Source organism: Actinomyces sp. W5033 (assembly GCF_051303165.1).
This window is the reverse complement of the sequence record NZ_JBPPGD010000005.1, coordinates 96673-120123: the sequence shown is the minus strand read 5'-3', so window position 1 is coordinate 120123 and position 23451 is coordinate 96673. Positions and strand designations below refer to the sequence as shown.

The following is a 23451-nucleotide window of genomic DNA, read 5'->3' as shown; positions in this document are numbered from 1 at the left end:
CGGCACTGAGCTCCAGGGTATGCCCAGGCCTGCCGGGCCGGGCCCGGTCGCTCAGCGGTAGGCCTCCGAGGAGGCCTCGTCCTCGTAGCCGGCGACGAGGACGAGGCCGCTGAGGGCATAGGGCCCGCCGATGTAGGGCATCGCCTGGACCAGGGCGGCGGCGACCTTCTGGAGGGTGTTGCCGGCACGCACCGCCCCGGCCACGTGGGGCCGCAGCTGGACAGCCGCCCCGATGGCGGCGGTGGCCACGAGGCTGACAAGCTCGCGGAAGGCGAGGTCGAGCACCCCGCGCGACTCGACCTCGCCGAAGGCGACGGCGGTGAGCAGGTGCGGGACCTGGGTGTCGAAGGGCTCGGGAAGCCCGGCGAGGACCTGCGCGACCTCGTCGCCGTACAGGGGCTGCTGGATCGCGGCGCCGGCCTCGTCGCGCTCCTCGTAGGCCACCGTGGCGGCCGGGGCCAGGGGCAGGGCGACACCGCGTCCGCTGAGCACCTCGTTGAGCACCGCGACTGCGTTGAGCGTCTTGGGGTAGCCGATGTAGGGCTGGCACTGGTAGATGGTCTCGCGCAGCTGCTCGGGCGTGGCGCCCACGCCCAGGGCCGCGCTCAGGTGGGCGCGCAGCTGGAGCAGGGTCTGCATCGAGGCCAGGCAGGTGACCGTGAGGAGCTCGCGCTCGACGTCGGTGAGGACCCCGGTGGAGAAGACCTCGCCGAAGATGTGGTTCTGCAGGGTCTCCATGAGCTCGGGGTCAGTGGGGCTGGGCTTAGGCTGCGCCCCGAAGAGCCGGGTAAAGGTCTCGCGGGCGGCGGGGGTCAGGGGCATGTCGTCTCCAGCTCGGCGGTGGGTGGGGTGCGGGTGGAGCGGGCCCCGTGCTGGCCCGGCCCCCGAGGGCACCGTGCTGGCCCGGCCCCCGAGGGCACCGGGCCAGCGGGTGGGCCGCTCTCAGCGTGCCAGGCGCCAGGCCATGTGCACGACGCGGGCGGCCTGGAGCTCCAGGCGCTCGCGGGTGAGGGTGGCGCCGGACTCGGAGCCTGTGGACAGGGCTGCGAGGACGTCCTGGCGGTCCTCCTCGCAGCCGGGCATGTAGAGCTCGTTGCCGGCTCCGACGGTGGCACCCGCCGCGGCGCGCGGGTGGGCGGCGTCGGTGCGGGTCATGGAGCGCACCACCCAGTCGGTCATGACCAGGCCCTCATAGCCCCACTCCTGGCGCAGGACGGTCTCGAGCAGCTCGGCGGACTCGGAGGTGTGCACGCCGTTGACGAGGTTGTAGGAGGTCATGAGTCCGTGCGGCTGGGCCTCGCGCACGCAGATCTCGAAGGAGCGCAGGTACAGGTCGCGTGCCGCGCGCTTGGAGACCCTGCTGTTGGAGTTGAGGCGGTTGGTCTCCTGGTTGTTGAAGGCGAAGTGCTTGACCGTGACGCCGCGGCCCGGGTGCTGCTGGACGCCGCGGGTGATGCCGGCGGCGATGCGGCCGCTCAGCAGCGGGTCCTCGGAGAAGTACTCGAAGTTGCGCCCGCACAGGATGGAGCGGTGCAGGTTGAAAGCGGGGGCGAGCCACAGGTGGGCGCCGAAGTGCTCCATCTCCACGCCGACCAGGTCGCCGTAGGCGGCGGCGAGGCCGGGGTCCCAGGTCTGGGCGACGGCGGTGCCGATCGGGATCGCCGTCGTGTACTGCTCGTAGGTGGACTGCGGGGTGCGCTTCTCCTCGACGACGCCCAGGGCCGCGAGGGACTCCTCGTCCATGAGGTCGTCCATGAGGCCGCCGAAGGCGTTGCTCAGCGGGAAGGCGCCGCGCTCGTCGACACCGACCTGGGGGGTCAGGCGCAGTCCGGCGGGGCCGTCGGGCAGGACGAGGGGCGGGACGCCGTCGACCCGGCTGGTGGACTGGCCGGCGGCACCGATGAGGGTGGAGGCGGCCTGGCCGATGATGGACTGCTTGTCGGCGGCCTCGGTGTAGTCGCCCAGAACGAGGTAGCTCAGGTCGTCGTCGCTCAGGGTCCGCACGAAGGCGAGCTCCTCGGTGAGGTCGACGGGCTCCTGGGTGTCCTCGCGGCGCAAGTCGGCGGCGGACACGCTCAGGCGCACGACGCCCTCCGGCACCTCGACGGCGACGGGAGCCTCAGGGCGCCAGTCAGTGAAGCCGGGCTCGCCCAGGACGTCGTGGAGGCGGCGCACGACGGCGGTCTCGGCGAGCTCGATGACAGCGGCGGAGCGGGTGGCACGGCTGGAGGTGCCCACGCGCAGCACGTAGTCACCCGCCTCGAGGACGGTGGCGACCTTCGCGGCGTCGTAGGAGGCGAGGTCGGCCAGGTCGAAGCAGACGGTGACCTCGACAGTGGCGCCGGGGGCCAGCTCGGCGGTCTTCGTGAAGCCGGCGAGGGCCTGGTAGGGCTGGTCGAGCTCGCCATCGGGAGCCGAGACGTAGACCTGGACGACCTCCTTGCCGGGGCGGGTGCCGGTGTTCGTCACGGGGACGGTGACGGTCACGTCGGAACCGTTGACGACGGTCGCAGTGTCGCCGAGCGCGAAGCTCGTCCAGCCCAGGCCGTGGCCGAAGGCGAAGAGCGGCTCGGCGCCCACGGAGTCGAGGTAGCGGTAGCCGACGTAGACGCCCTCGCGGTAGTCGGTGTCGTCCTGCTCGCCGAAGGAGCCGACGGCGGGGTAGTCCTCCCAGGCGGCCCAGGTGGTGGCCAGGTGCCCGGACGGGTAGGCCCTGCCGAGCAGGACGTCGGCGAAGGCGTCGCCGGTGGCGGCACCGAGCTGGGACAGGACGAGGATGTTGGCGACGTCCTTGACGGGGCTGAGGTCGACCGGGCCGCCGACGTTGAGCACGAGGAGGAAGGGCTTGTCTCCCGCCTCCAGGGCGAGGATGTCGCGGACCTCGGAGTCGGTGAGCAGGACGTCACCGGCGACGGGGCGGCGGTCGGCTCCCTCCCCGGAGTCGCGGGTGAGGACGTAGATCGCGACGTCGCCGTCGCCATCGAGGGGCAGGTCGACGGCGGGGGCGGGCACGACGGCGCCCATGCCGAAGAAGACGGCGGGCTGGCCTGCGGCCTTGGCCTGGGCCTTGAGGTCGGCGACGAAGGCCTGGTACTGGGCGTCGGCGAGGGCGTCGTAGGCGTCGAGCCAGGCACCGGTGGTGATCTCGAAGCCGGCCCGGGTCAGGCCCTCCTCCACGCCGACGACGTGACGGGAGTTGACGTCGCCGGAGCCGGTGCCGCCCTTGACGGTGCGGCGCACGCCCGCGCCGTAGGCGTCGACGCGGCAGGGTGCGGCGAGCGGGAAGCTGCCGTCGCTGCGCAGCAGGACCATGGACTCGGGGGCGGCGGCCCTGACCGTCGCGAGGTGGTCGATCTCGAACTGTTCCACGGGTGGCTCCTTTGCCGTCGTCGGGGTGCTGGTGGCGGCTCACGAACGCTGGGACCCGACCACACCGAAAATCTTACCGCCCGGTACAAAACGGCGCCAGCCCCGTTCGCCCTCTCCCTCCCGCCCCCTCAACACCCGCCCAACTCCTCGGTTTGCGCTCGAAAGTACGGCAACTAGCCAGGGAGTTCGCGCGCAAACCGAGGAGTTCGAGGACCGGGAGCAGGGGCCGACCGGGGCGGCGCGGTCCGGGGCGTTCAGCCCCGTTCCGCGCGGTACCAGGCGACGGCCAGCTGGGTGCGGTTGCGCAGCCCCAGCTTGGCCAGGCAGGCGGAGATGTGGTTGCGCACGGTCCCCTCGCTCATGGCGAGGCGGTCAGCGACCTCGGTGTTGCCCAGCCCTTCGGCAACGGCCTCGACGACCTCGAACTCGCGCTCCGTCAGGGCCGCGAAGGCACCCGTGCGCCGCACCTCGCGCGCGGCCTCCGCGGTGTCCGCGCCCCTCGCGCCTGCGTCCGCAGGCCCGCCGGGGACGCCCGCCGCCCGTGCCCCCCGGGCCGCGACGCCGCGGGCCAGCACCTCCCCCTCAAGGACGCTCATGCCGGCCATGACGCCGCGCAGCGCCGGGGCGATCTGGGCGATGTCCTGCTTGATGAGGTAGCCGCGCGCCCCCATCGCCAGCGCCCGGGCGATGTACTCGTCGTCGGCGAAGGTCGTGAGGAAGACGATCCGGGCCGTCGGGTCCTCACCGAGCAGCTCCTCGGCAGCGCTCAGGCCGTCGCCCCCGGGCATCTGGATGTCCATGAGGAGCACGTCCGGACCGAGCTCGCGGTAGCGCGCCACGGCCTCCGGCCCGCTGGAGCCGGTGGCGAGGACGTCGATGTCCTCCTCGACGGACAGGATCGTGGCGAGGGACTGGGCGACGAGGGCGTCGTCGTCGACGATGAGGACCTTCACCTGGGCTCCTTCGGGGCGGTGGTGGGAACGTGAGGACCGGTGGGGGCGTTCGGCCTGGGGACGGTCGCCTGGACCCTGAAGCGGGGCGCCCCGCTCACCCACAGGGTGCCGCCGAGCGCCTCGACCCGCTCGCGCATCGAGCGCAGGCCCATCCCCTCGACGACGCCCCCGTCGTCCGCGGCGGCACTCTCGGCCGGCAGGCCGTCGTTGGTGACCACCGCCCGCCAGAACCCGGGGTACTCGGCGACGCTCACCCGCGCCTGGCGCGCCCGCCCGTGCCGGGCCGCGTTCGTCAGGGCCTCGCGCACGACGGCGACAAGGCAGCGCGAGACCTCCGCTGGCAGGTCCTGGCCCACCTCACAGCTCACGCTCACGTCCTCGACCGGGCCGCGCACGGCGAGCACGTGCAGCCCGGTGGCGAGGTCCTCGGCGTCGTCGGACAGGGCGTGGACGGAGGAGCGCATGGCGTCCAGGGCCTGCCCCACACCCGCCCCGACAGCGCCCAGCTCACCCACGAGGCCCGGGTCGTCACGGTGGACAACCTCCAGGGCGCGGACCTGGAACAGCAGCCGGGTGAGCTGGTGGCCGACGCCGTCGTGGATCTCGCGGGCGATCCGGGTGCGCTCGTCCAGGACGGCGGCACGGCTCGCCGAGTCCTGGGCGGACAGCAGGCGGGCGCGCGAGACCGACAGGGCCCTGACCTTCTCCTGAAGGTCGTCGCGCACCCGGTGCAGGTCGGCGAGGCTCGCCTCCGCCTGGGCGGTGCGCGCGCCCAGCAGCGCGGCGAGCGCGACGGCCACCGCGGAGGCCAGGACGTAGGCGGCCGGGACCGAGGCCCCCTCGTCGGCGAACCTGTAGGCACGCGTGAGCACGAGGACGAGCCAGGCCACGGCGGGCAGTGCGAGAAGCCGCTCAACGGCGCGGGCCAGGGGCCCGACCTGTGCCCGCGACAGCACGTACGCGGCAGCGGGGGCGCCGCTGAGCGCCGTCGGGCTCACGCAGCCGATGAGCAGGAGCACCGAGCAGGTCAGGAGGGCCAGGCGCGCCCAGATCCGAGGACCCGTGCGCCGCCCCACCCCCGCCCCACCCACGGCCGGGTGAGCCGCGTGCTCCGCAAGGATGTAGCCGCCTGCGGCGACGGTGGCGGCGAGCATCCAGGCGAGAACCACCTCGCTCGAGCCCCCCAGGAGCACAAGCAGGGTGCAGGCGGACAGCACGACGATCTGGTCCCCGAGCACTCTCACCCACCGATGATCGGCGATCCGAGGGCACCTGCGCAACGACCGAGCCCGCGCGCTGCCCCACCCATGACAACCGTCATGGGCCCCTCCCCCGCCTCGTGACAGCAGGCACTTCCGGGCCCGCCAGCCCGCCGAGGAGCATGGAGACCATGAACGACACACCCACGGGCGAGGCGGCAGCCTCCTCGCCTGAGTCCCCCGCACACCGCCCCGCGGCCCCGGCGCCGGCCGTCCGCATCAGCGGGCTCGTCAAGCGCTACGGCGAGCTCGTCGCCGTCGACGGGCTGAGCCTGACCATCCCCCGCGGCGAGATCCTCGGTCTCCTGGGCCCCAACGGCTCCGGGAAGACGACGACGATCAACTGCCTGTTGCAGCTGCTCACCTACGACAAGGGTGAGATCGAGGTCCTGGGCGAGCCGATGTCCGCCACCGCCTACGGCCTCAAGCGCCGCATCGGCATCGTCCCCCAGGAGGTCGCCGTCCTCGACGAGCTCACCGTCGCAGAGAACGTCGACGCCTTCTGCGCCCTGTACGTCTCCGACCGCGCCGAGCGGCGCCGCCTCGTCGACGAGGCCATCGCCTTCGTCGGCCTGGAGAAGTTCCGCCGCTTCCTCCCCAAGAAGCTCTCCGGGGGCCTGCTGCGGCGCCTCAACATCGCCTGCGGCATCGCGCACCAGCCGGACCTGCTCATCCTTGACGAGCCGACCGTCGCCGTCGACCCGCAGAGCCGTGACTCGATCCTCGACGGGATCCGCCGCCTCAACGAGGCCGGCACGACCGTCATCTACACGAGCCACTACATGGAGGAGGTCGAGCAGCTGTGCCACCGCATCGTCATCGTCGACCGCGGGCGGCAGGTCGCCGCAGGCACCGCCGACGAGCTCAAGGCGATGATCGGCACCGGTGAGCGCATCCGCATCCAGGTCGTCGCCGCCGGGGACCACGGGGCCGGCACACCGGTGGCGGCCGCGAGCTCCGTCGGCGCCCCGGCACTGGGCGAGGACCTCCTGGAGCGCCTGCGCCGCCTGGAGCACGCCCGCACCGTGACCTACGAGGACGGTGAGCTCACCGTCGAGTGCACCAGCGGCGCCCACAACCTCTCCGACGTCCTTACCGTCCTGGCCGAGGCCGGCGTCACCATCGGGCACGTGACGAGCCAGCCGCCCACCCTCAACGACGTGTTCCTTGAGATCACCGGCCGCGAGCTGCGTGACCTGGGCGGGGACGAGGCCTGAGATGCGCACCGTCTTCCGCTACCAGGTCCTGGTCTACCTGCGCGATCCCGTGCTCCTGCTGTGGACCCTGGCCTTCCCCATTCTCATGTCGCTCGTCTTCATGGCGATGTTCTCCAGCATCCAGGACTCGGATGCGATCAGCCCGATGCGCCTGGGGGTCGTCAAGGACACCGCCTACGAGCAGGTCACCGGCCTCGACTCACTCATCAGCTCGGTCTCCTCCTCCGCGCAGCAGGCCGACGGCGACGCGCTGCACCTCATCGACCCGGTCAGCGTCTCCTCCGAGGCCGAGGCCGAGGCCGCCGCCCGCGACGGCGACACCCTGGGCTACCTCGCCGTCCGCGACGGCGAGCCGGTCCTGCGGCTGACCGCCAAGGGAGACGACGACACGACGTCGATAGTCCTGCGCGCGGTCCTCGATTCCTTCGCCCAGGGACGTGCCGAGGGCAAGGCCATCGAGGACGAAGCCACCGCCGTCGGCGAGCGGGTCGCGGCCGCGGCCCGGGCCGGGGAGCAGCCCGCCCCCGAGGACCTCGCCTTCCTGGAGAACCTGTTGGCGCACAAGGACGCGCTGGGCCAGTCGCACACCTGGACCACCGAGCTCACCGTGACCCAGGTGCCGGGCGCCATGGACACGCCCTACTACCTGTCGCTGCTGGCCTTCGCCTGCGGCATGGGCATGAACCCGGCGCTGCTGGCGGTGCGCGCCGTGTCCGTGTCCTCTGGGCCGCTGGGGGCGCGCCGCACGCTCGCAGCGCTGCCGCGCTGGCGGGTGCTGGCAGGCACGCTCGGTGCTGCCTGGGTCGGCATCCTCACGTGCCTCGTAGTCGCCTACGCCTTCATGCGCTGGGTCGCCGGGGTGGAGTTCGGTCCCCGCTTCGCGCTCGGGGTGGTGGCGATCGGTGTCGGCGCCCTCATGGCCTGCATGGCCGGTGCCGCCCTGGGCACCACCAAGGTGGAGCCCGGCATCGTCGCGGCTCTGACCGGGATCCTGTCCCTGTTCACGGGGCTGTTCGGCAGCGCCACGCAGGAGCTGAGCCGGGCCGTGGAGACCAACCTCCCCTGGCTGGCCCAGCTCAACCCGCTGTGGCAGTGCACCCACACCTTCCACTCCCTCATCTACTACGACACTCTCGGCCCCTTCATCCAGGGTTGCCTCACCATGCTCGCCATGGCGACCGTCTTCGGCGCGGTGGCCCTGGTCCGTCTCAGGAGGATGAGCGCATGAGCACGCTACGCACCGCGCTGAGGATCGTGTGGGGCCACCGGGTCCACATCCTCGTCTACCTCGTCATGCTGTCGTTGATCGGCCTCATGACCGGGATGTCCATCCACGACTCGAGCGTGGCCGAGCCGAGCACGGCTACCGCGAGGGTCGCCGTCATCGACCGGGACGACTCGGCCGTCTCCCAGGGGCTGGCCGACTACCTGGAGGGGATCGGCGAGCCCACAGAGCTGGAGGACTCGCGCCGGGCGATCCAGGACGCGACCGCCGACGGGCGGGTGGAGTACATCGTCATCATCCCCAGGGGCTACCAGGACGAGCTCGTCCGGAGCGTCGCTGCCGGTGAGGAGCCGCCCACGCTGGAGACCGTCATCTCCTACTCCTCGACGGCCGGCTCCCTCATGGACGTGCGCACCGGCTCGTACCTGGGGCAGGTGGCGGACTACCTGCGCTCCCTGACCGACGCCCCGGCCGAGGCCGTCGCCCTGGCCCAGAAGTCGATGCAGGCCCAGGGCTCGGCGGAGATCATCGCTCCCACCGCGGCGCCGCTTCCCTCGAGCCTGTCGGTCTTCATCCGGTTCTCGACCTACCCGGTGCTGGTGTACGCGGTCGTCACGATCTCCGTGCTCATGAGCTCCCTGCGGGCCCGTCCGGTGCTCGCCCGCACGACGGCGTCGCCGACCTCCTCGCGCTCGCGCAGCCTCGGGCTGTTGGCCGCCTGCGGTCTGCTGGGGCTGATCGACTGGGTGTGGATCATGGGCCTGGGGCTAGCGGTGTTCACACCGGAGGACCTGTCGGGCTCGGCCCCGCGGGTGGCGATCGTGGCGGTGGCGATGCTGGCCTACACCGCGGTGGCGGTGGCACTGGGCTTCCTCATCGGCCAGCTCGGTCTGGGCACGCAGTGGGCCGACGCGATCGGCAACATCGGCGGGATGGCGATGTCCTTCCTCGCCGGCGCCTGGGTGCCGCTGTCGCTCCTGCCCGACGCCCTGGTGGCGGTGGCCCGGCTCACGCCCGGCTACTGGGCGCAGGAGGCGATCGCGGGAGCCGCCAACGTTGAGACGACGTCGTGGCAGAGCCTGGCGCCCCTGCTGGCGGACTGCGGCCTGTGCCTGCTGTTCGCGGTGGCGATCGCCGTCGTCGCCATGGTGGTGGGCCGCACGAAGGCGCGCGCCGCGCTCTGAGGCAGGGGCGGCGGGTCAGGGCCCGCATCCCGCCCGGCGCGCATCCACCCTGCTCATCGAGTTCGGGGGTGAGGACGCGAGTTCGGGGGTTAATCCCTCGAACTCGGCACCTCACCCCCGAACTCGTTGGCGTCGGTCCCGTGCGTCGGTGCTGGTTCAGCGCGTCGGCGTCGGGATCACTCCCACTCGATGGTGCCCACGGGCTTGGGGGTGAGGTCGTAGGCCACGCGGCACACGCCGGGGACCTCGGCCAGGACCCGCGCGGTGATGCGCTTGAGGAGCGGCCAGTCGAGCTCGGGGACCTCCGCCGTCATGGCGTCGACCGTGTTGACGCAGCGGATGATGACCGGCCAGTCGAAGGCGCGCCTACCGTCGCGCACACCGGTGGCGCGCACGTCGGGAACGACGCAGAAGTACTGCCAGATGTCCAGGCCGGCCGCCTCGATCTCCTCGCGGACGACGGCGTCGGCCTCCCGCAGCGCCTCCAGGCGCTCACGCGTGACGGCGCCCAGGCAGCGCACACCCAGGCCCGGGCCGGGGAAGGGCTGGCGGTCCACCATGGACGCGGGCAGGCCGAGCCTGCGGCCGACGACGCGCACCTCGTCCTTGTAGAGCAGCTTGACGGGCTCGACGAGCTCGAAGTCCATGTCCTCGGGCAGGCCGCCGACGTTGTGGTGGGCCTTGACGCCCTCCTCGGACTCCAGGATGTCGGGGTAGATGGTGCCCTGGGCCAGGAAGCCGACACCGTCGAGAGTGGCGGCCTCCTCGGCGAAGACGGCGACGAACTCGTTGCCGATGATCTTGCGCTTGGTCTCGGGCTCCTCGACGCCCTCCAGCAGGCTGAGGAAGCGGTCCGAGGCGTCGACGTAGACGAGGTTGGCGTCCATGCCCTCGGCGAAGACCTCGACGACCTCCTCGGACTCTCCCTTGCGCATGAGGCCGTGGTTGACGTGCACGCTCACGAGCTGCTTGCCGATGGCCTTGATGAGCAGGGCGGCGACGACCGAGGAGTCGACGCCGCCGGACAGGGCCAGCAGGACCTTGCCGTCGCCGACCTGCGCGCGCACGGCCTTAACGGCCTCGGCGATGAAGGCGTCGGCGAGTTCGGGGGTGGTGATGCGCTCCATGTCGGCCGGGCGGGTGCTGGAGGTGAGGTCCACGGGGTCTCCTTGGTCGGTGGGGTGCGGGCGGGTGCTGCCGCGCTGCCCAGGGGCAAGTGTGCCGCCTCGGCCCAGCGACAGAAAGCCGTGGCGCGGGCACTGGGGGTGGGCATGCGCCGGTCGGCGTCCTGCGCACGGGGCCCTGCACGGGCCGGCCTCGTCGGGGCCCGCAGGCGCCGCCACATGGACCACCTGTCTCCCGATGGATCACCTCCATACGTCCCTCAGGTGATCCAACTGGAAGCAGGTGATCCAACTGGCCCCACGCCCTCAGTGCCGCAGACAGGCCAGTGGGATGACCAGGACGCCGTCGTCACGGCGGTAGACCGTGGCCCCGGCGGTGACGAGCGCGAGGCAGGAATGGCTACGGCTGGGGACCGGCATGTAGACGACGCTGTCGGCCGGCTGCGGGGAGGCGGCGGTTCAGCCAATGGCGCGAGTCGGCCGGTTATCACTGCGTCAGTTGGACCGAATCTGTTGCGTCAGTTGGCCGGGTTTCGTTGCGTCAGTTGGACCGGAGGACGGTGCCGCTAGGGGCGCAGCGCGCTCAGGGGGAAGGTGAGGGCGCCGTCGGGCAGCCGCATGGTCGGCCCGTCCGCGGTGACGACGGCGGTGAAGACCGGCGCCGGGGTGCGCTCGACGTCGATGTCCGCAACGAAGGCCGCCAGCGACGCCTGAGCCGCCGGGATCTGCCGCTGGCCGAGCTTGACCTCGAAGGCGGCCCAGCGTCCGTCATCGAGCTCGACGACGGCGTCGACCTCTTTGCCGGACTTGTCGCGGTAGTGGTAGACGCGTCCGCCCCGCAGCTCGGCGAAGGTCCGCAGATGCTGGATGACCTGGGACTCGAACCACAGGCCCGCCGTGTGCAGGTCCTGCATGAGGCGCTCCACTGAGGTCGCGGTGATGGCCGCCGCCAGGGCGGGGTCCACGAAGTGGAGCTTGGATGAGGTGCGCACGGCGTAGCGCGAGCGCAGATGCGGCGCCCAGGCGGGCTGCTCCTCGATGATGAAGAGCCGCTTGAGCGCGTTGACATAGCCGACGGCGGTCTCTGCACTCAGTGTTCGTGTCGTCACGTCCCTTGCGATGGTGGCGAAGGATGCCTCGGTGGCGATATGGCGAGCCAGTGAGCGCAGCAGCGCATGCAACCTCATCGGGTCGCGGCGCGGCTCCCCGTCCAGCCGTCCCACGTCGACACTGGCGATGTCCTCAACGTAGTCGCGCAGGTGCCGCTGCGCTTGAGCCGTGGACGCGCCGAGGTCGCCCGGCCAGCCGCCATGCACCAGCGCATCCAGGGCCTGACGGACACTCGTGCCGGAGTAGAGAACGACGGCGGGCTCCTCGCCGTCGAACAGCGACCCCAGCGAGACGCGCCCGTCGCCCAGACCGCGTTCGAACAAGGTCATGGGGCGCATCCGCACCTTGGAGATGCGGTGGGCACCGGAGTGCCGCGTCGCATCCTCGGCGGGCACGCAGGAGCCGGTGAGGATGAACTGCCCGGGCCGCCGCCTGACGTCGATCTCCCGGCGAGCCGTGTTCCACAGGACCGGCGCGAGCTGCCACTCGTCGATCAGCCGGGGGGTGTCGCCCTCCAGCAGCAGCGCGGGGTCGAGGTCCAAGGCGGCACGGACCTGCGGCAGGCCAGAGTCCAGAGCCACCTCCGAGGCCGCGTGCTGCCGCCCGGTCATCGTCTTGCCGCAGGCGCGCACGCCCTCGATGAGGATGCCGCCCGAGTACCCCAGGACGTCGTCGACAAGGGCGTCGACGACGCGAGTCCGATAGTCCGTCACTCCCACCGTCCTCCCCTGTCGACGAACGCAACACGACCTCAACCGGCCATGTGGCGCCGCCCAAACCGGTCATGTGGCGCCACACTAACCCGGCAATTGGCGCCATGACAACCGGTCATGTGGCGCCACCCCAACCGGGCATGTGGCGCCGTCCGCCGGCTCGGGGGCGCAGACCCCGGACCGACGACGCCGGTCGAGGGCGGTGGCTCGGGGCGGCGGCACGGCTCAGCGCTGTTGCTTGCGCATCTCGCGGATCGCTCGCGCGAGGCCCGCGAAGTCGACACGGACATGCTCGGTCGGAGTGTCAACGTGGACGCCGTCCCAGCCCACATGCACCTGCTCGCCCTTCCTCCTGTCGTGCACGTGGATGCCGTTGTCGAAGCTGACGTTGACGTAGTCACGGCCGTCGTCGGCGCCACCGTCGTCGGCACCGCTCCAGCGCGCGGACCAGTCGGTGCCGGGCGATGCGGCGGCGTCGGGCACGGCACCGGCGAGGGCGTCGGCGACCTCCTCGTCGACAGCCTCGCGGGCGCTCTCCGCCACGCGCTCAGTCACCGATGCAGCCGACGCCTGGGCATGGCTGCCGGAGGCGGTGGCGCCCCGAGCACCGGGGCCCTGCTCCGGGTCGGCGAAGAGGAGCTCATCGACCGTGACCTCGTAGAGGACCGCGAGCGCAATGAGGTTGTCGGTGTCGGGCGAGGACTCGGCGCACTCCCACTTGGAGACGGCCTGGCGCGAGACCCCGACCCGGGCGGCGACCTGCTCCTGGGACAGTCCGGCCGCGGTGCGGTAGTGGTAGAGCCTCTTGGCGATCTCGATCTTCACGTGTGTTCCTCTCGTCTGGTCGGTCTCGCACGCCGTGGGTGCGGCTTGCCGTGCCGGGCCGTTGTGGGATCCGCTCGTTGCCCAGTGGGTCCGGCGCGGCTCCATACTGGGGTGCCCGAGGGCCCCGGCGCCGCCACCTTTGCCTTGCAATCGTTGACCGCAACCAATAGTTGCGGGCTGGGCGACGTCACTCAGTACCAACCCTCTCGACGACGCGGTCGCATCGTGGTTCGCACAGCGCTACCCGGCCGGAGGGTGACGGCGGGCCCCCGTTCGTCGGAGCGCGCCTCCCGACGACGGCCGGCCGAGCCGCGCTCACGGGCGGATCACCTGTACTCGGACGGATCACCCGTGTGCCGACAACAGGTGATCCGCCGGACCACAGATGATCCGTCGGCGCTTACGTGATCCGCCGGACCGCACGTGATCCGTGGGCCAGGGGCAGTGGCCTCACTCCCACTCGATGGTGGCGGGGGGCTTGCTCGTGACGTCGAGCATGACGCGGTTGACCTCGGGGACCGCATTCGTGATCCGCGTCGAGATGCGGGCCAGCACGTCGTAGGGCAGGCGTGTCCAGTCCGCCGTCATCGCGTCCTCCGAGCTCACCGGCCGCAGGACCACCGGGTGGCCGTAGGTGCGCCCGTCGCCCTGGACGCCCACGCTGCGCACGCCGGCCAGCAGCACCACCGGGCACTGCCAGATCTCGGCGTCGAGCCCGGCGGCGCTCAGCTCCTCGCGGACGATGGCGTCGGCGGCGCGCAGGACGCGCAGGTTCTCGGCCGTGACCTCACCGATGACGCGGATGCCCAGCCCGGGGCCGGGGAAGGGCTGGCGCTCGACGATCTTCTCGGGCACGCCGAGCTCGCGCCCAATGGCGCGCACCTCGTCCTTGAACAGGGCGCGCAGCGGCTCAACGAGCTCGAAGTCGAGGTCCTCGGGCAGCCCACCGACGTTGTGGTGGCTCTTGATGTTGGCGGCGCCCTCGCCGCCGCCGGACTCGACGACGTCGGGGTAGAGCGTGCCCTGGACGAGGAAACGGATCTCGCCGCCGGCGGCCCCCACCTCCTCCATGACGTGCCGCTGTGCGGCCTCGAAGGAGCGGATGAACTCGCGTCCGATGATCTTGCGCTTGGCCTCGGGCTCAGTGACGCCCGCGAGCGCCCCCAGGAAGCGCTCGGACTCGTCGACGGTGATGACGCGGATGCCCATGCCCTGGGCGTAGTCGGTCTCCACCTGCTCGCGCTCCCCGGCCCGCAGCAGGCCGTGGTCAACGAAGATGCAAGTGAGCTGGTCGCCGACGGCGCGGTGCACGAGCGCTGCGGCCACCGAGGAGTCCACTCCCCCACTCAGGCCGCAGATGACGTGGGCGTCACCCACCTGGGCGCGGATGGCATCGACCTGCTCGTCGATGATACTGCCGGGCGTCCAGGTGGCGGGGATGCCCGCGCCGACGCGGAGGAAGTTCTCCAGGGCCTTCTGGCCGAAGTCGGAGTGCATGACCTCGGGGTGCCACTGAAGTCCGAAGAGGCGGCGCGCGGGGTCCTCGAAGGCGGCCACGGGCGTCTGGCTCGTTGAGGCGGTGACGGTGAAGCCGGCGGGGGCGGCCTGGACGGCGTCGCCGTGGCTCATCCACACGGCCTGCTCGACGGGCGTGCCGCTGAAGAGGCAGGAGGCGTCATCGACGCGGGCCGGGGTGCGGCCGTACTCGCGGGTGCCGGTGCGTCCGACGGCGCCGCCGAGGGCCTGCGCCATGGTCTGGAAGCCGTAGCAGATGCCGAGCACCGGGAGCCCTGCGTCGAAGAGGGCCGGGTCGATGGTGGGGGCGCCGTCCTCGTAGACGGAGGAGGGACCTCCGGACAGGATGATGGCCGCGGGCCGCTTGGCGAGCATGTCCGCCACGGGCATGCTGTGGGGGACGATCTCGGAGTACACCGAGGCCTCGCGCACGCGCCGGGCGATGAGCTGGGCGTACTGGGCGCCGAAGTCGACGACGAGGACCGGGCCCGTCTGCGCCGGCTGGGTGGTCGCCTGGGAGGTGGCGTCGGTGTGCGCTGCGCGCTGCGGGGAGGGGGAGGTCGTCACCGGCACAGGATAGCGGCGCGGGCCGAGTGCTGCGGTTGCGCGTCCAGCACGACGTCGAGGTGGACATCATTGTCAGAACAAAGGCATCCTTAGGTGTGTGCGCCCCGCCGGACGGGGCTCATGGACGAACCGCGGCGCAGCCGCCCGGATACGCCCTCTCCCGGCAGGAAGACGATCGATGGCGACCGCGACACTCACCCCGGCACAAAAGCGCCTACGGGCACTGCTCATCAGCACCACGCTGGCCTCCGGTGCCGCCTGGGGCGCGCTCGGCGCGTCCCTCGCCGAGGACGCCAGCACCCGAGCGACGCTGACGGCCCACGGCCTGCTCGACGCCCAGTCGCTGCCAGCCCTCCTACTGGTGCTGGCAGCCCTGCCGCTCGGCTCTGCCGTGGGCGCCCCCGCCCTCGACGTCGTGTCCCACACCTGGGGACGCCGGCCGGCAGCGCTCGCCTGCTCCGCGCTGACCGCGATCGGCTGCCCTCTCGCCGCCTGCGACGGGCACCTGCTGCGGGCGGCCGGCCTCGGCGTCGTCGGTATGGGCCTGGGCGGGTACGCGATCGTGGCCCCCAAGCTCGCCCACGAGCTCGCCGAGCACGGGCACCGTCGGCTCATGCCGCGCGTTCGTGCCACCGCCCCGGCGGGAGCCGGCCTCGCCCTGGCCTGTGGAGCGCTGGGCGCGTGGCTGTCGCCCGGCCACGGCGTGGCGCCCGCCTGGGCGGTCCCCCTGGTCGCGGCGACCGTCTCGTTGCTGCTGGTGCTGAGCCTGCCGGAGACACCGCACTGGTACGCGGCGCAGGGGCGCCTGGAGGAGGCCTACGCGGCCCTGCGGCGGATGGTGGGAAGCCTCGAGGCCGCCATCGGCATCGACCGGGTCATGATGGACACCGGTACCCGGGGCGAGCAGCACCCGCTGGGCCGCGGTGACCTGTCGATCGCGCGGGTGCGCCGCACAGTTGCGGCCGGGCTGCTGCTCGAGCTCGTGCAGGCTCTGCCGCTGGGGCTGGCGGCGCTGTGCCTGGGTCCGCCCCTGCTGGCGCGAGCAGCCGACGCGGACGCCGGATCTGCTCAGGTGCCCGTCCCGCTCGGTGTGGCTGCCGCCCTGGCGGCCTCCTGGGTGGCGGTCGGGCTTGCGGGCACCAGGCGGCGGGGCGACCACCTCGCCTACGCCTGGATCATTGGCGGCGTCGGAGCCTCCGCCTGCGGCGTCACGCTGCTGGCACTGGCCGGCACGATCCACGGATCCGGCCTGGTGGCGCTGCTCACGGGCGTCCTCGTGGTGCTGGTGGCCTGCCAGTTCCTGGCCGTGACACCGGCCTGCACGGGCAGTATCGACCCTCTCGTCCCACCGTGGCTGCTGCGCTCGCAGCGGCGGGCCGCCGCCATGATCAGGCCTGCGGTCCAGCTCGCGTCCGTCCTGGTGCCGGCGCTGCTGCTGGCACTCACACCGGCCCCCGTGGCGCTCGGGGCGGCGCTCGGCTGCCAGGTCCTGTGCCTGGTTGTCGCGGTGGCGACGCTGCCGTGGGCGCTGCGGGCCCTGCGCTGAGGACCCCGAACCGTGAGCGGCAGGCCAGTCAGCTCGGGCGCGCACAGGATGAGTCGGAACGGGCGCGCACAGGGCGGGCACAGGAGAAGCGCCGACCCACCGGGTCGGCGCTCGGCGCCTGCTTCGCGGGCTGTGACCGCCACCGTCTCGCGGTGGCACGGTGCTGCGCGGTCCGCGTCGCCCGCGCAGCTCTGGAGGAGTGGGTCCCGCCCCTCCTCCGTGACGGCTCGACGGTCGGCGGCCTCGCCGACCGGTGAGGTCTCAGCGGGCCGCGAGGGTGATGTCGGTGACGGCGTTGACCAGGGCGAGCATGACAGCGAAGATGCCGGCTCCGATGAGCAGCGGCTCGGAGGTGATGACGGCGCCGACGACGGTCATGATGACAAGCACCGCGGCAACGACCCCCATGCCGATCCAGAAGGTGAGCAGGTCGGCGGCCATGGCCTCGTCCCGGACGGAGGCGGTGGGCTGCGGGGCGGTGACGACGGGGGTGGCGACGGAGTCGATGACGGGAGCGTTCATGCTGGTTGTCCTTCCAGTTCCTGTGCGGAACCGGTCGGGCGGCCCGCACGGCGGTGTGCCCGACCTGACGGTCGGTGCCGACCCGGCTGGCCGGCGGTCACCAGACTAGGAGCAACACCCTCGCTTTGTAAAGACAAAGTATTGATAGGCGCATCACGCCCCAGCGGGCGCCCACCCCGGGGCCGCACCCGCCCAAGAGCGCCCCACCCGCCCCATTGACAGGACAAAACCCTCATCCTAGATTGGCGAGCGCGTCACCGCTGACGCGCGTTACCGCACCGGTTGCACAACATTGCGCACAGAACTGGCCGACCATGGAGGTCGGCGAAGGAGCCACCCGTGAGTACCAAACGCACACTCGGAGTCGGAGTCATCTCCCTGGGCTGGATGGGCCGGCTGCACGCCCGCAGCTACCGGTCCCTGTCCGAGCGCTTCCCCGAGCTGGGGGTCGAGGCCCGTCTGGTCGCCGCCGCGGACCCCATCGACGAGGCCCGCCGAGCCGCCGTCGAGGACCTCGGGTTCGAGCGCGCCTACACCGACTACCGCGAGCTGCTGGCCGACCCGCAGATCGACGTCGTGTCCATCGCCTCACCCAACTTCCTGCACGAGGAGATCGCCCTGGCCGCGGTGAGGGCGGGCAAGCCCTTCTGGATCGAGAAGCCCATGGGCACCAGCGCCGAGCAGTCCCGGACCATCGCCCGGGCAGCAGAGGCCGCCGGCCTGGTCACCTGCGTGGGCTTCAACTACCGGCACGTGCCGGCCATCGAGTACATGCGTGAGCTCATCCGCTCCGGTCAGCTGGGCCGCGTGACCAACGCCCGCGTGTGGTTCATCGCCGACTACAACTCCTCCCCCCTGAGCCCGCTGACCTGGCGCGCCTCGCGCGAGAAGGCCGGTGCTGGTGTCGTGCCCGATCTCATGAGCCACGGCGCGGACCTGGCCCAGTACCTCATCGGCCGCATCACCTCCGTCACGGCCCTGACCGACACCTTCATCACCGAGCGCCCCATCCCCACCAAGATGGGCATCGGCCACTCCGGCTTCGAGATCGGCGACGAGGTCGGCGAGGTGGAGAACGAGGACTACGTCGGCATGCTCGCCCGCTTCGAGGGCGGCGCCGTGGCCACCATGGAGTCCTCTCGTGTGAGCGTGGGCCCGCGCGCCGAGTACGTCGTCGAGGCCTACGGCACCCAGGGCTCCGCGCGCTGGAACTTCGAGCGCCTCAACGAGCTGGAGGTGTGCCTCGACGTCGACGGCGGCCCCACCCACGGCTACCGCCGCGCCATGGCCGGCCCCGCCTGGGGCGAGTGGCACCGCTACCAGCCCGCCATCGGCACCTCCATGGGCTTCGACGACCTCAAGTCCATCGAGGCCGCCCAGTTCGTCCGCTCCGTGCTCACCGGCGAGCAGCAGGCCCCCTCCGCCGCGGACGCCTGGTGCGCCGCAGAGGTCGACGCCGCCGTCGTCGCCTCCGCCGCCGACGGCCAGTGGCACGACGTCGCCCGCGTCGAGGGCCGCACCACCTTCGACGCCTGAGCCACCACGCACCGACCACACCCACGACGCATTGCACCCACACCTCAGGAGAGCACCATGACCTTCCGACTCGACCCCACCACCGCCATCACCGACCCGCACGGCACCACCTGGGGCATGCACCCCATCGCCTGGCGCAACGACGACATCAAGGAGGTCGGTGCCTTCAACACCCTGGAGGACATGCTGCTCGACCTCGCCGACCTCGGTTACCGCGGCACAGAGGTGGCCGGCTGGTTCCCCTCCAAGGAGGTGACCAAGGAGCGCATTGACGCGCGCGGCATCGCGATCGTCGCCCAGTGGTTCTCCTCCTTCATCGTGCGCGACGGCGTCGAGGCCGTCATCCCCGAGTTCACCGAGACCTGCGAGTACCTGCAGTACCTGGGCGCCACCCGCGTCGTCGTCTCCGAGCAGACCGGCTCGGTGCAGGGAATGCGCGACGTGTGCATCTTCACCGACAAGCCGGTGCTCACCGAGGAGCAGTGGCCGGTGCTGGCCGAGGGCCTTAACCGCCTCGGCGAGATCGCGCTCGAGCACGGCCTCGACCTCGTCTACCACCACCACCTGGGCACCGTCGTCCAGACCAAGGCCGAGACGATCCGCCTCATGGAGCTGACCGACCCTGCCAAGGTCTCCCTCCTGTTCGACACCGGCCACGCCTTCGTCGGCGACGGCGACGTCATGGGGCTGCTGGAGGTGACGATCGAGCGCGTCAAGCACGTCCACTTCAAGGACGTGCGCCCCGAGAAGCTGGCCGAGTCCAAGGAGCTGGGACGCTCCTTCCTCGACTCCTTCCTCGCAGGCATGTTCACCGTGCCGGGCGACGGCATGATCGACTTCACCGAGCCCTACCGCTTCCTCATCGACCACGGCTACGACAAGTGGATCCTGGTCGAGGCCGAGCAGGACCCGGCCGTCGCCAACCCGCACGAGTACGGGGCGAAGGCCCGTGCCTACATCGAGTCGAGGCTGTTCACCCTGTGACCTGCGGGGCCGCTTCTGCGGCACCGGAGAGACTCCGGCAGTCGGGCCCCTGGTTCTCCTGGACCGGGGGCCCGACTGCGTCCGCGCTCCACACCGCACGGGGCCCCGGAGCACGTGCTCCGGGGCCCCGTGACAGGTGTCGCGGGCGGCCCGATACCGTCCGGCCTCAGCGCGACGGCCTCACAGGCTCATGTCCACCACGGCTCGGCCCTGGATCTGACGGTTCTTGAGCGCGGCGTAGCCCGCGCCGGCCTCCTCGAGCGGGAAGCGGCGCGAGACGACGTCCTTGTAGTTGATGACGCCGCGCGCGGCGAGATCGACCACGGCGGGCAGGTCCTGGCGGGTGCGGGCACCGTAGGAGCCGATGATCGACTGCGAGCGGCGCACGGTGCGGTTGATCTCCACCTCCGCGGTCTGGACCCCGGCCCCCAGGCCGATGGGGACCATGCGGCCGCCGTCGGAGAGCACGTCGAGGGCGGTCTTCCAGGTGGCGGGGATGCCCAGGGCCTCGAAGGCGACGTCGACGCCCTTGCCGCCGGTAAGGCGGAAGACCTCCTCGCGGGCGTCCTGGGTGACGGAGTTGACGACGGCGGTGGCGCCGTAGCCGAGCATGGGGGCGAGCTTGTCGTCGGAGACGTCGATGGCGATGACCTGGGAGGCCCCGAAGGCGGCGGCGATCTGGACGATGTTGGTACCCACTCCCCCGGTGGCGACGACGGCGACGGTCTCGCCGAAGCGCAGGTCGGCGCCGCGGCGCACGGCGCCGTAACCGGTCATGGCAGCGCAGCCGAGGATGGCGGCGGGCACGAGGTCGATGGTGTCGGGGGCGACGGCCACCGAGGTGGCGGGCACGACGGCGTACTCGGCCAGCCCACCCATGGAGTACATGTAGACCGGCTCGCCGTCGAGGGTCTGAAGGCGGGTGGTGCCGTCGTAGAGGACACCCTTGAGGCGGTTGAGGTCGAAGAAGGGCCCGCACAGCTCGTCGCGGCCGGCGGCGCAGGCGTCGCACTGGCCACAGGGCATGAGGAAGCCGCCTGCGACGTTGTCGCCGACCTTGAGGCCGGTGTGCTCGTTGCCGGGGCCGAGCTCGACGATGGTGCCGGTGACCTCGTGCCCGAGGACGGCGGGCAGGGGGAAGGCGATGGCACCGCCGATGACGTGAAGGTCCGAGTGGCACAGGCCGCAGGCGGCCACCTTGATCAGGACCTCACCGGCCTTGGGGCGCGGGGTGCGGATGGTCTCGACCTCAAGGCCCTTGTCGTGGTCGCGCAGCACGGCCGCGCGCATGGTCTCGGGGATCTGGAAAGCGTCGTTGCTCGTCATGTCTCCACCTCTCTCAGCGGGCGCGCACGCGCCCCTGACTCGTTCGACATGACCAGCCTAACGGAGACCTAGGCGATTTGTAAGGACAAAGTACCTACCTGTTTCGTCCCGAGCAGCCCCACCGGGAACCTCGCCCCCGCACCCCTCACCGTCCGGGACACGGCGCTCGCCCCGTCGGCACCGAGGTGACGGCGGGGCGAGCGTCAGGGGGTCAGCACGTGCCCGGAAAAGGCGTGCTGGTCAGCGGACGACAGCGCTCAGCTGTACTCCTTCTCGAAGCGACGCTCCAGCTCCTCCAGGGAGTGGTACTTCGTCTCGGGGACGAACTTGATGTAGAAGATCAGCGAGCCCACGTTGATGAGGGAGAAAAGCAGGTAGGTCGCAGAACCGCCCAGGGCCTTCATCATGATCGGGAACACCCAGGCCACGAAGGCGTTGGCGACCCACAGGGCCCCGACCGCAAGCCCCATGGCCGTACCTCGGATCTTGCTCGGGAAGATCTCGGCGACGAGCACCCATGTCACCGTGCCGGACTGCTTGGCGAACACGAACAGGCTAACGATGAGCAGCACGAGGTAGGGCGCCCAGCTTGCAGCCCCGACAATGTCGCCGTCAGCGTTCTGGTAGGGCTCGATGAGGAAGAAGAACACGGCGGCGAGCACCGCCAGGGAGATGGCGATCGAGGTCTCCTGGTAGATGCCCACGTGACGCCGGGCGAACTTCGTCACCAGCCACAGGCCGACCGCCGAGCCGATGAAGGACAGGCCACCGGAGACGACATTGAGGGTGATGGCGTCGTCCAGCGGCAGACCCGCGGCCGAGAGGATCTTGGGCGTGTAGTACATCGCCGTGTTGATACCGGTGAGCTGGTCGGCGACACCAAGGACGATGCCAATGACGAGCAGGCGGCGAGTCCAGCGCGTGTTCCAGATCTGGGACAGGCGCCACTTCTCCTGACTGGCCTCCTGACGCTGGTTCTCCAGCATCTCGTCGATCTCCTCAGAGACGGAGCCGTCCTTCTCCTCGTCACGGATCCGCTTGAGGGCACCAATGGCCTCGGGGATGCGCTGGTTGGCGATGTACCAGCGGGAGGACTCGGGCATGAGGCGGACGCCGATCCACAGGGCGATAGCGGGCAACGAGGCGATGACAAGCATGTAGCGCCAGGTCATACCGTTGCCACCGTCGACCATGAGGGCGCCGCTGGTCACCTGGTGGGCGACAGTGTTGGTCCAGTCGATGACCTCACCGTTGGACTCGACGTGCGGGCCGCCGTGCATGCGCGCCAGGGCCGCATTCATGGAGAAGGCCACGAACTGACCGAAGACGATCATCATCTGGTCGACAGCCACGAGCGTGCCGCGGATGCGCTTAGGCGCGGTCTCACCGAGGAAGACGGGGACGGTGACGGAGGCTCCACCGACAGCAAAGCCGAGGATGACGCGGAAGATGTACAGGATCCAGATGTTGGGCGCCACCGTACAGCCGATGGCCCCGAGGAAGAACACGATGGCCAGGAGGCTGATGTTGTGACGGCGGCCGTACATGTCGGAGAGCTTGCCTCCCACCGAAGCCCCCACCGCGGCACCCAGGGCAAGCAGCGCACCGATCCAGCCCTCCTCAGCCGCGGTCAAGGCCAGGCCGTGGGCGTCAGTGGGCAGGTACATGTAAGGAAGCGCGCCCGAGATGACACCCGTGTCATAGCCGAAGAGTAGGGAACCCAGGGTGGCCACGAGGGCAATGAGCCCAAGGGAACGCTTCTTGCCGGATGGCGGAGTGGCGTCGACCAGCGAGTCGAGCTCGTGGCGACCGATCTCCACAGCCAGTTTGGAGGATGAGGACATCCGATTCTCCTTCTGTCGCCTGCCGTCATTGGCAGGTGGTCGGAATTGGGAGGAAGGTGGCCGCACGGGCACGAACCGTCCGCGAGCACGGCGGGTTCGGCATGGGAACACGTTCGCGTGGCGGCCGTCACACAAACGGTGGGGGCTCAGGCGCCCAGCTCTTCGGTCAGCCGGGCGAGCGCAGCCTTGTTGTACTCGCCGGCCTTCTTACGCCCTGCGATGAAGTGCAAGTCTGCCTCCGGGCGGAGCCAGAGGTGGAGGTCAGCACCGGATGCCCACCTCCCGTAGCGGGAGCCCGGCTCAGCCGACCTACGGAACCCCTCCGGCACGGACCTAACCACGTTAGACACGATCAGGTCGAGGGCGACAGCAACCACAAGACTCCTCTCTGTCACACGACAACACTGTAAACGTGGGAAGTATGTCATGACAATTTGTCGCACGCTAGAGGTTCGGGGAACTTCACCGGGTCGTGTGCGGCGCACCACAGCGCAGGCGCGCCGGGGCGGTCCGCACCCGAACCCACGGGCACAGGCCGCCTGGAAGCGGTCAATCGATGAGGTCCAGGCAGGAGTGGGGGGCTCCCCCCACAAAGAGATGCGGGTTGGGGGAAAACCCCCCCGAGAGGTTGG

18 protein-coding genes are annotated in these 23451 nt (G+C 71.0%); 6 read left to right on the top strand and 12 right to left on the bottom strand.

Annotation, left to right across the window (positions count from 1 at the left end; all coding sequences use genetic code 11):
- Positions 1-51: 51 nt before the first annotated feature.
- The 4 genes from ACSJJR_RS04880 to ACSJJR_RS04865 all read right to left on the bottom strand — a co-directional run bounded on the left by ACSJJR_RS04880 (position 52) and on the right by ACSJJR_RS04865 (position 5566).
- Complete coding sequence (locus ACSJJR_RS04880; RefSeq protein ID WP_435942361.1) at positions 52-822, bottom strand: carboxymuconolactone decarboxylase family protein; 771 nt, start codon at positions 820-822, stop codon at positions 52-54.
- A gap of 120 nt (positions 823-942) precedes the next feature.
- Positions 943-3369 (bottom strand): glycoside hydrolase family 3 N-terminal domain-containing protein, encoded by a 2427-nt coding sequence (locus ACSJJR_RS04875; RefSeq protein ID WP_435942360.1) that lies wholly within the window; start codon positions 3367-3369, stop codon positions 943-945.
- Positions 3370-3623: 254 nt separating this feature from the next.
- Positions 3624-4322 (bottom strand): response regulator, encoded by a 699-nt coding sequence (locus tag ACSJJR_RS04870; protein ID WP_435942359.1) that lies wholly within the window; start codon positions 4320-4322, stop codon positions 3624-3626.
- Positions 4319-5566: a sensor histidine kinase gene (locus ACSJJR_RS04865; protein WP_435942358.1), complete on the bottom strand. Its 1248-nt coding sequence runs from the start codon at positions 5564-5566 to the stop codon at positions 4319-4321. The genes ACSJJR_RS04870 and ACSJJR_RS04865 overlap by 4 nt, the downstream gene beginning before the upstream one ends.
- 137 nt (positions 5567-5703) lie before the next feature.
- Between ACSJJR_RS04865 and ACSJJR_RS04860 the strand changes: the two genes are divergently transcribed.
- The 3 genes from ACSJJR_RS04860 to ACSJJR_RS04850 are packed head-to-tail and all read left to right on the top strand — an operon-like array spanning position 5704 to position 9207.
- Positions 5704-6798 (top strand): ABC transporter ATP-binding protein, encoded by a 1095-nt coding sequence (locus ACSJJR_RS04860; protein WP_435942357.1) that lies wholly within the window; start codon positions 5704-5706, stop codon positions 6796-6798.
- Between the two features lies 1 nt (position 6799).
- Positions 6800-8026: an ABC transporter permease gene (locus ACSJJR_RS04855; RefSeq protein WP_435942356.1), complete on the top strand. Its 1227-nt coding sequence runs from the start codon at positions 6800-6802 to the stop codon at positions 8024-8026.
- Positions 8023-9207, top strand: coding sequence for an ABC transporter permease (locus ACSJJR_RS04850; protein WP_435942355.1), 1185 nt, complete (start codon positions 8023-8025; stop codon positions 9205-9207). Before ACSJJR_RS04855 ends, ACSJJR_RS04850 begins: the two co-directional genes overlap by 4 nt.
- Positions 9208-9383: 176 nt before the next feature.
- On the opposite strand, the gene guaA (ACSJJR_RS04845) is transcribed toward ACSJJR_RS04850, so the two are convergent.
- From guaA (ACSJJR_RS04845) to guaA (ACSJJR_RS04830), 4 genes are all read right to left on the bottom strand, one after another.
- On the bottom strand, positions 9384-10367 hold the full coding sequence (guaA, locus tag ACSJJR_RS04845; protein ID WP_435942354.1) for a glutamine-hydrolyzing GMP synthase: 984 nt from the start codon (positions 10365-10367) through the stop codon (positions 9384-9386).
- Between the two features lie 530 nt (positions 10368-10897).
- The gene (locus ACSJJR_RS04840) at positions 10898-12154 is read right to left on the bottom strand and encodes an ATP-binding protein (RefSeq protein ID WP_435942353.1); all 1257 of its coding nucleotides are present in this window, start codon (positions 12152-12154) and stop codon (positions 10898-10900) included.
- A gap of 225 nt (positions 12155-12379) precedes the next feature.
- The gene (locus tag ACSJJR_RS04835) at positions 12380-12979 is read right to left on the bottom strand and encodes a helix-turn-helix transcriptional regulator (RefSeq protein WP_435942352.1); all 600 of its coding nucleotides are present in this window, start codon (positions 12977-12979) and stop codon (positions 12380-12382) included.
- A 450-nt stretch (positions 12980-13429) separates the two neighbouring features.
- Positions 13430-15061, bottom strand: coding sequence for a glutamine-hydrolyzing GMP synthase (gene guaA, locus ACSJJR_RS04830; RefSeq protein WP_435942351.1), 1632 nt, complete (start codon positions 15059-15061; stop codon positions 13430-13432).
- 178 nt (positions 15062-15239) lie between these two features.
- On the opposite strand from guaA (ACSJJR_RS04830), the gene ACSJJR_RS04825 reads away from it, so the two are divergent.
- On the top strand, positions 15240-16607 hold the full coding sequence (locus tag ACSJJR_RS04825; RefSeq protein ID WP_435942350.1) for an MFS transporter: 1368 nt from the start codon (positions 15240-15242) through the stop codon (positions 16605-16607).
- 261 nt (positions 16608-16868) lie between these two features.
- On the opposite strand, the gene ACSJJR_RS04820 is transcribed toward ACSJJR_RS04825, so the two are convergent.
- A complete protein-coding gene (locus ACSJJR_RS04820; protein WP_435942349.1) occupies positions 16869-17129 on the bottom strand; it encodes a mandelate racemase in 261 nt (86 codons plus the stop codon).
- 339 nt (positions 17130-17468) lie between these two features.
- On the opposite strand from ACSJJR_RS04820, the gene ACSJJR_RS04815 reads away from it, so the two are divergent.
- Both ACSJJR_RS04815 and iolE read left to right on the top strand, forming a co-directional pair.
- The gene (locus ACSJJR_RS04815; RefSeq protein WP_435942348.1) at positions 17469-18665 is read left to right on the top strand and encodes a Gfo/Idh/MocA family protein; all 1197 of its coding nucleotides are present in this window, start codon (positions 17469-17471) and stop codon (positions 18663-18665) included.
- A gap of 57 nt (positions 18666-18722) precedes the next feature.
- Entirely contained in the window at positions 18723-19649 is a 927-nt protein-coding gene (iolE, locus tag ACSJJR_RS04810) for a myo-inosose-2 dehydratase (RefSeq protein ID WP_435942347.1), read from the top strand.
- Between the two features lie 180 nt (positions 19650-19829).
- Here the strand turns inward: iolE and ACSJJR_RS04805 are convergent, their stop codons facing one another.
- From ACSJJR_RS04805 to ACSJJR_RS04795, 3 genes are all read right to left on the bottom strand, one after another.
- Positions 19830-20975 (bottom strand): zinc-binding dehydrogenase, encoded by a 1146-nt coding sequence (locus ACSJJR_RS04805; protein WP_435942346.1) that lies wholly within the window; start codon positions 20973-20975, stop codon positions 19830-19832.
- A 257-nt stretch (positions 20976-21232) separates the two neighbouring features.
- Positions 21233-22819, bottom strand: a complete 1587-nt coding sequence (locus ACSJJR_RS04800; protein WP_435942345.1) for an MFS transporter — start codon at positions 22817-22819, stop codon at positions 21233-21235.
- A 146-nt stretch (positions 22820-22965) separates the two neighbouring features.
- Positions 22966-23214, bottom strand: coding sequence for a hypothetical protein (locus ACSJJR_RS04795; RefSeq protein WP_435942344.1), 249 nt, complete (start codon positions 23212-23214; stop codon positions 22966-22968).
- Positions 23215-23451: the final 237 nt, after the last annotated feature.

Excerpts from the sequence above, each read along its gene's own strand:
- ACSJJR_RS04880 (WP_435942361.1), bottom strand. The coding sequence starts at position 822 with ATGCCCCTGACCCCCGCCGCCCGCGAGACCTTTACCCGGCTCTTCGGG.
- ACSJJR_RS04860 (WP_435942357.1), top strand. The coding sequence starts at position 5,704 with ATGGAGACCATGAACGACACACCCACGGGCGAGGCGGCAGCCTCCTCG.
- ACSJJR_RS04855 (WP_435942356.1), top strand. The coding sequence starts at position 6,800 with ATGCGCACCGTCTTCCGCTACCAGGTCCTGGTCTACCTGCGCGATCCC.
- ACSJJR_RS04850 (WP_435942355.1), top strand. The coding sequence starts at position 8,023 with ATGAGCACGCTACGCACCGCGCTGAGGATCGTGTGGGGCCACCGGGTC.
- ACSJJR_RS04825 (WP_435942350.1), top strand. The coding sequence starts at position 15,240 with ATGGCGACCGCGACACTCACCCCGGCACAAAAGCGCCTACGGGCACTG.
- ACSJJR_RS04820 (WP_435942349.1), bottom strand. The coding sequence starts at position 17,129 with ATGAACGCTCCCGTCATCGACTCCGTCGCCACCCCCGTCGTCACCGCC.
- iolE (WP_435942347.1), top strand. The coding sequence starts at position 18,723 with ATGACCTTCCGACTCGACCCCACCACCGCCATCACCGACCCGCACGGC.
- ACSJJR_RS04805 (WP_435942346.1), bottom strand. The coding sequence starts at position 20,975 with ATGACGAGCAACGACGCTTTCCAGATCCCCGAGACCATGCGCGCGGCC.
- ACSJJR_RS04800 (WP_435942345.1), bottom strand. The coding sequence starts at position 22,819 with ATGTCCTCATCCTCCAAACTGGCTGTGGAGATCGGTCGCCACGAGCTC.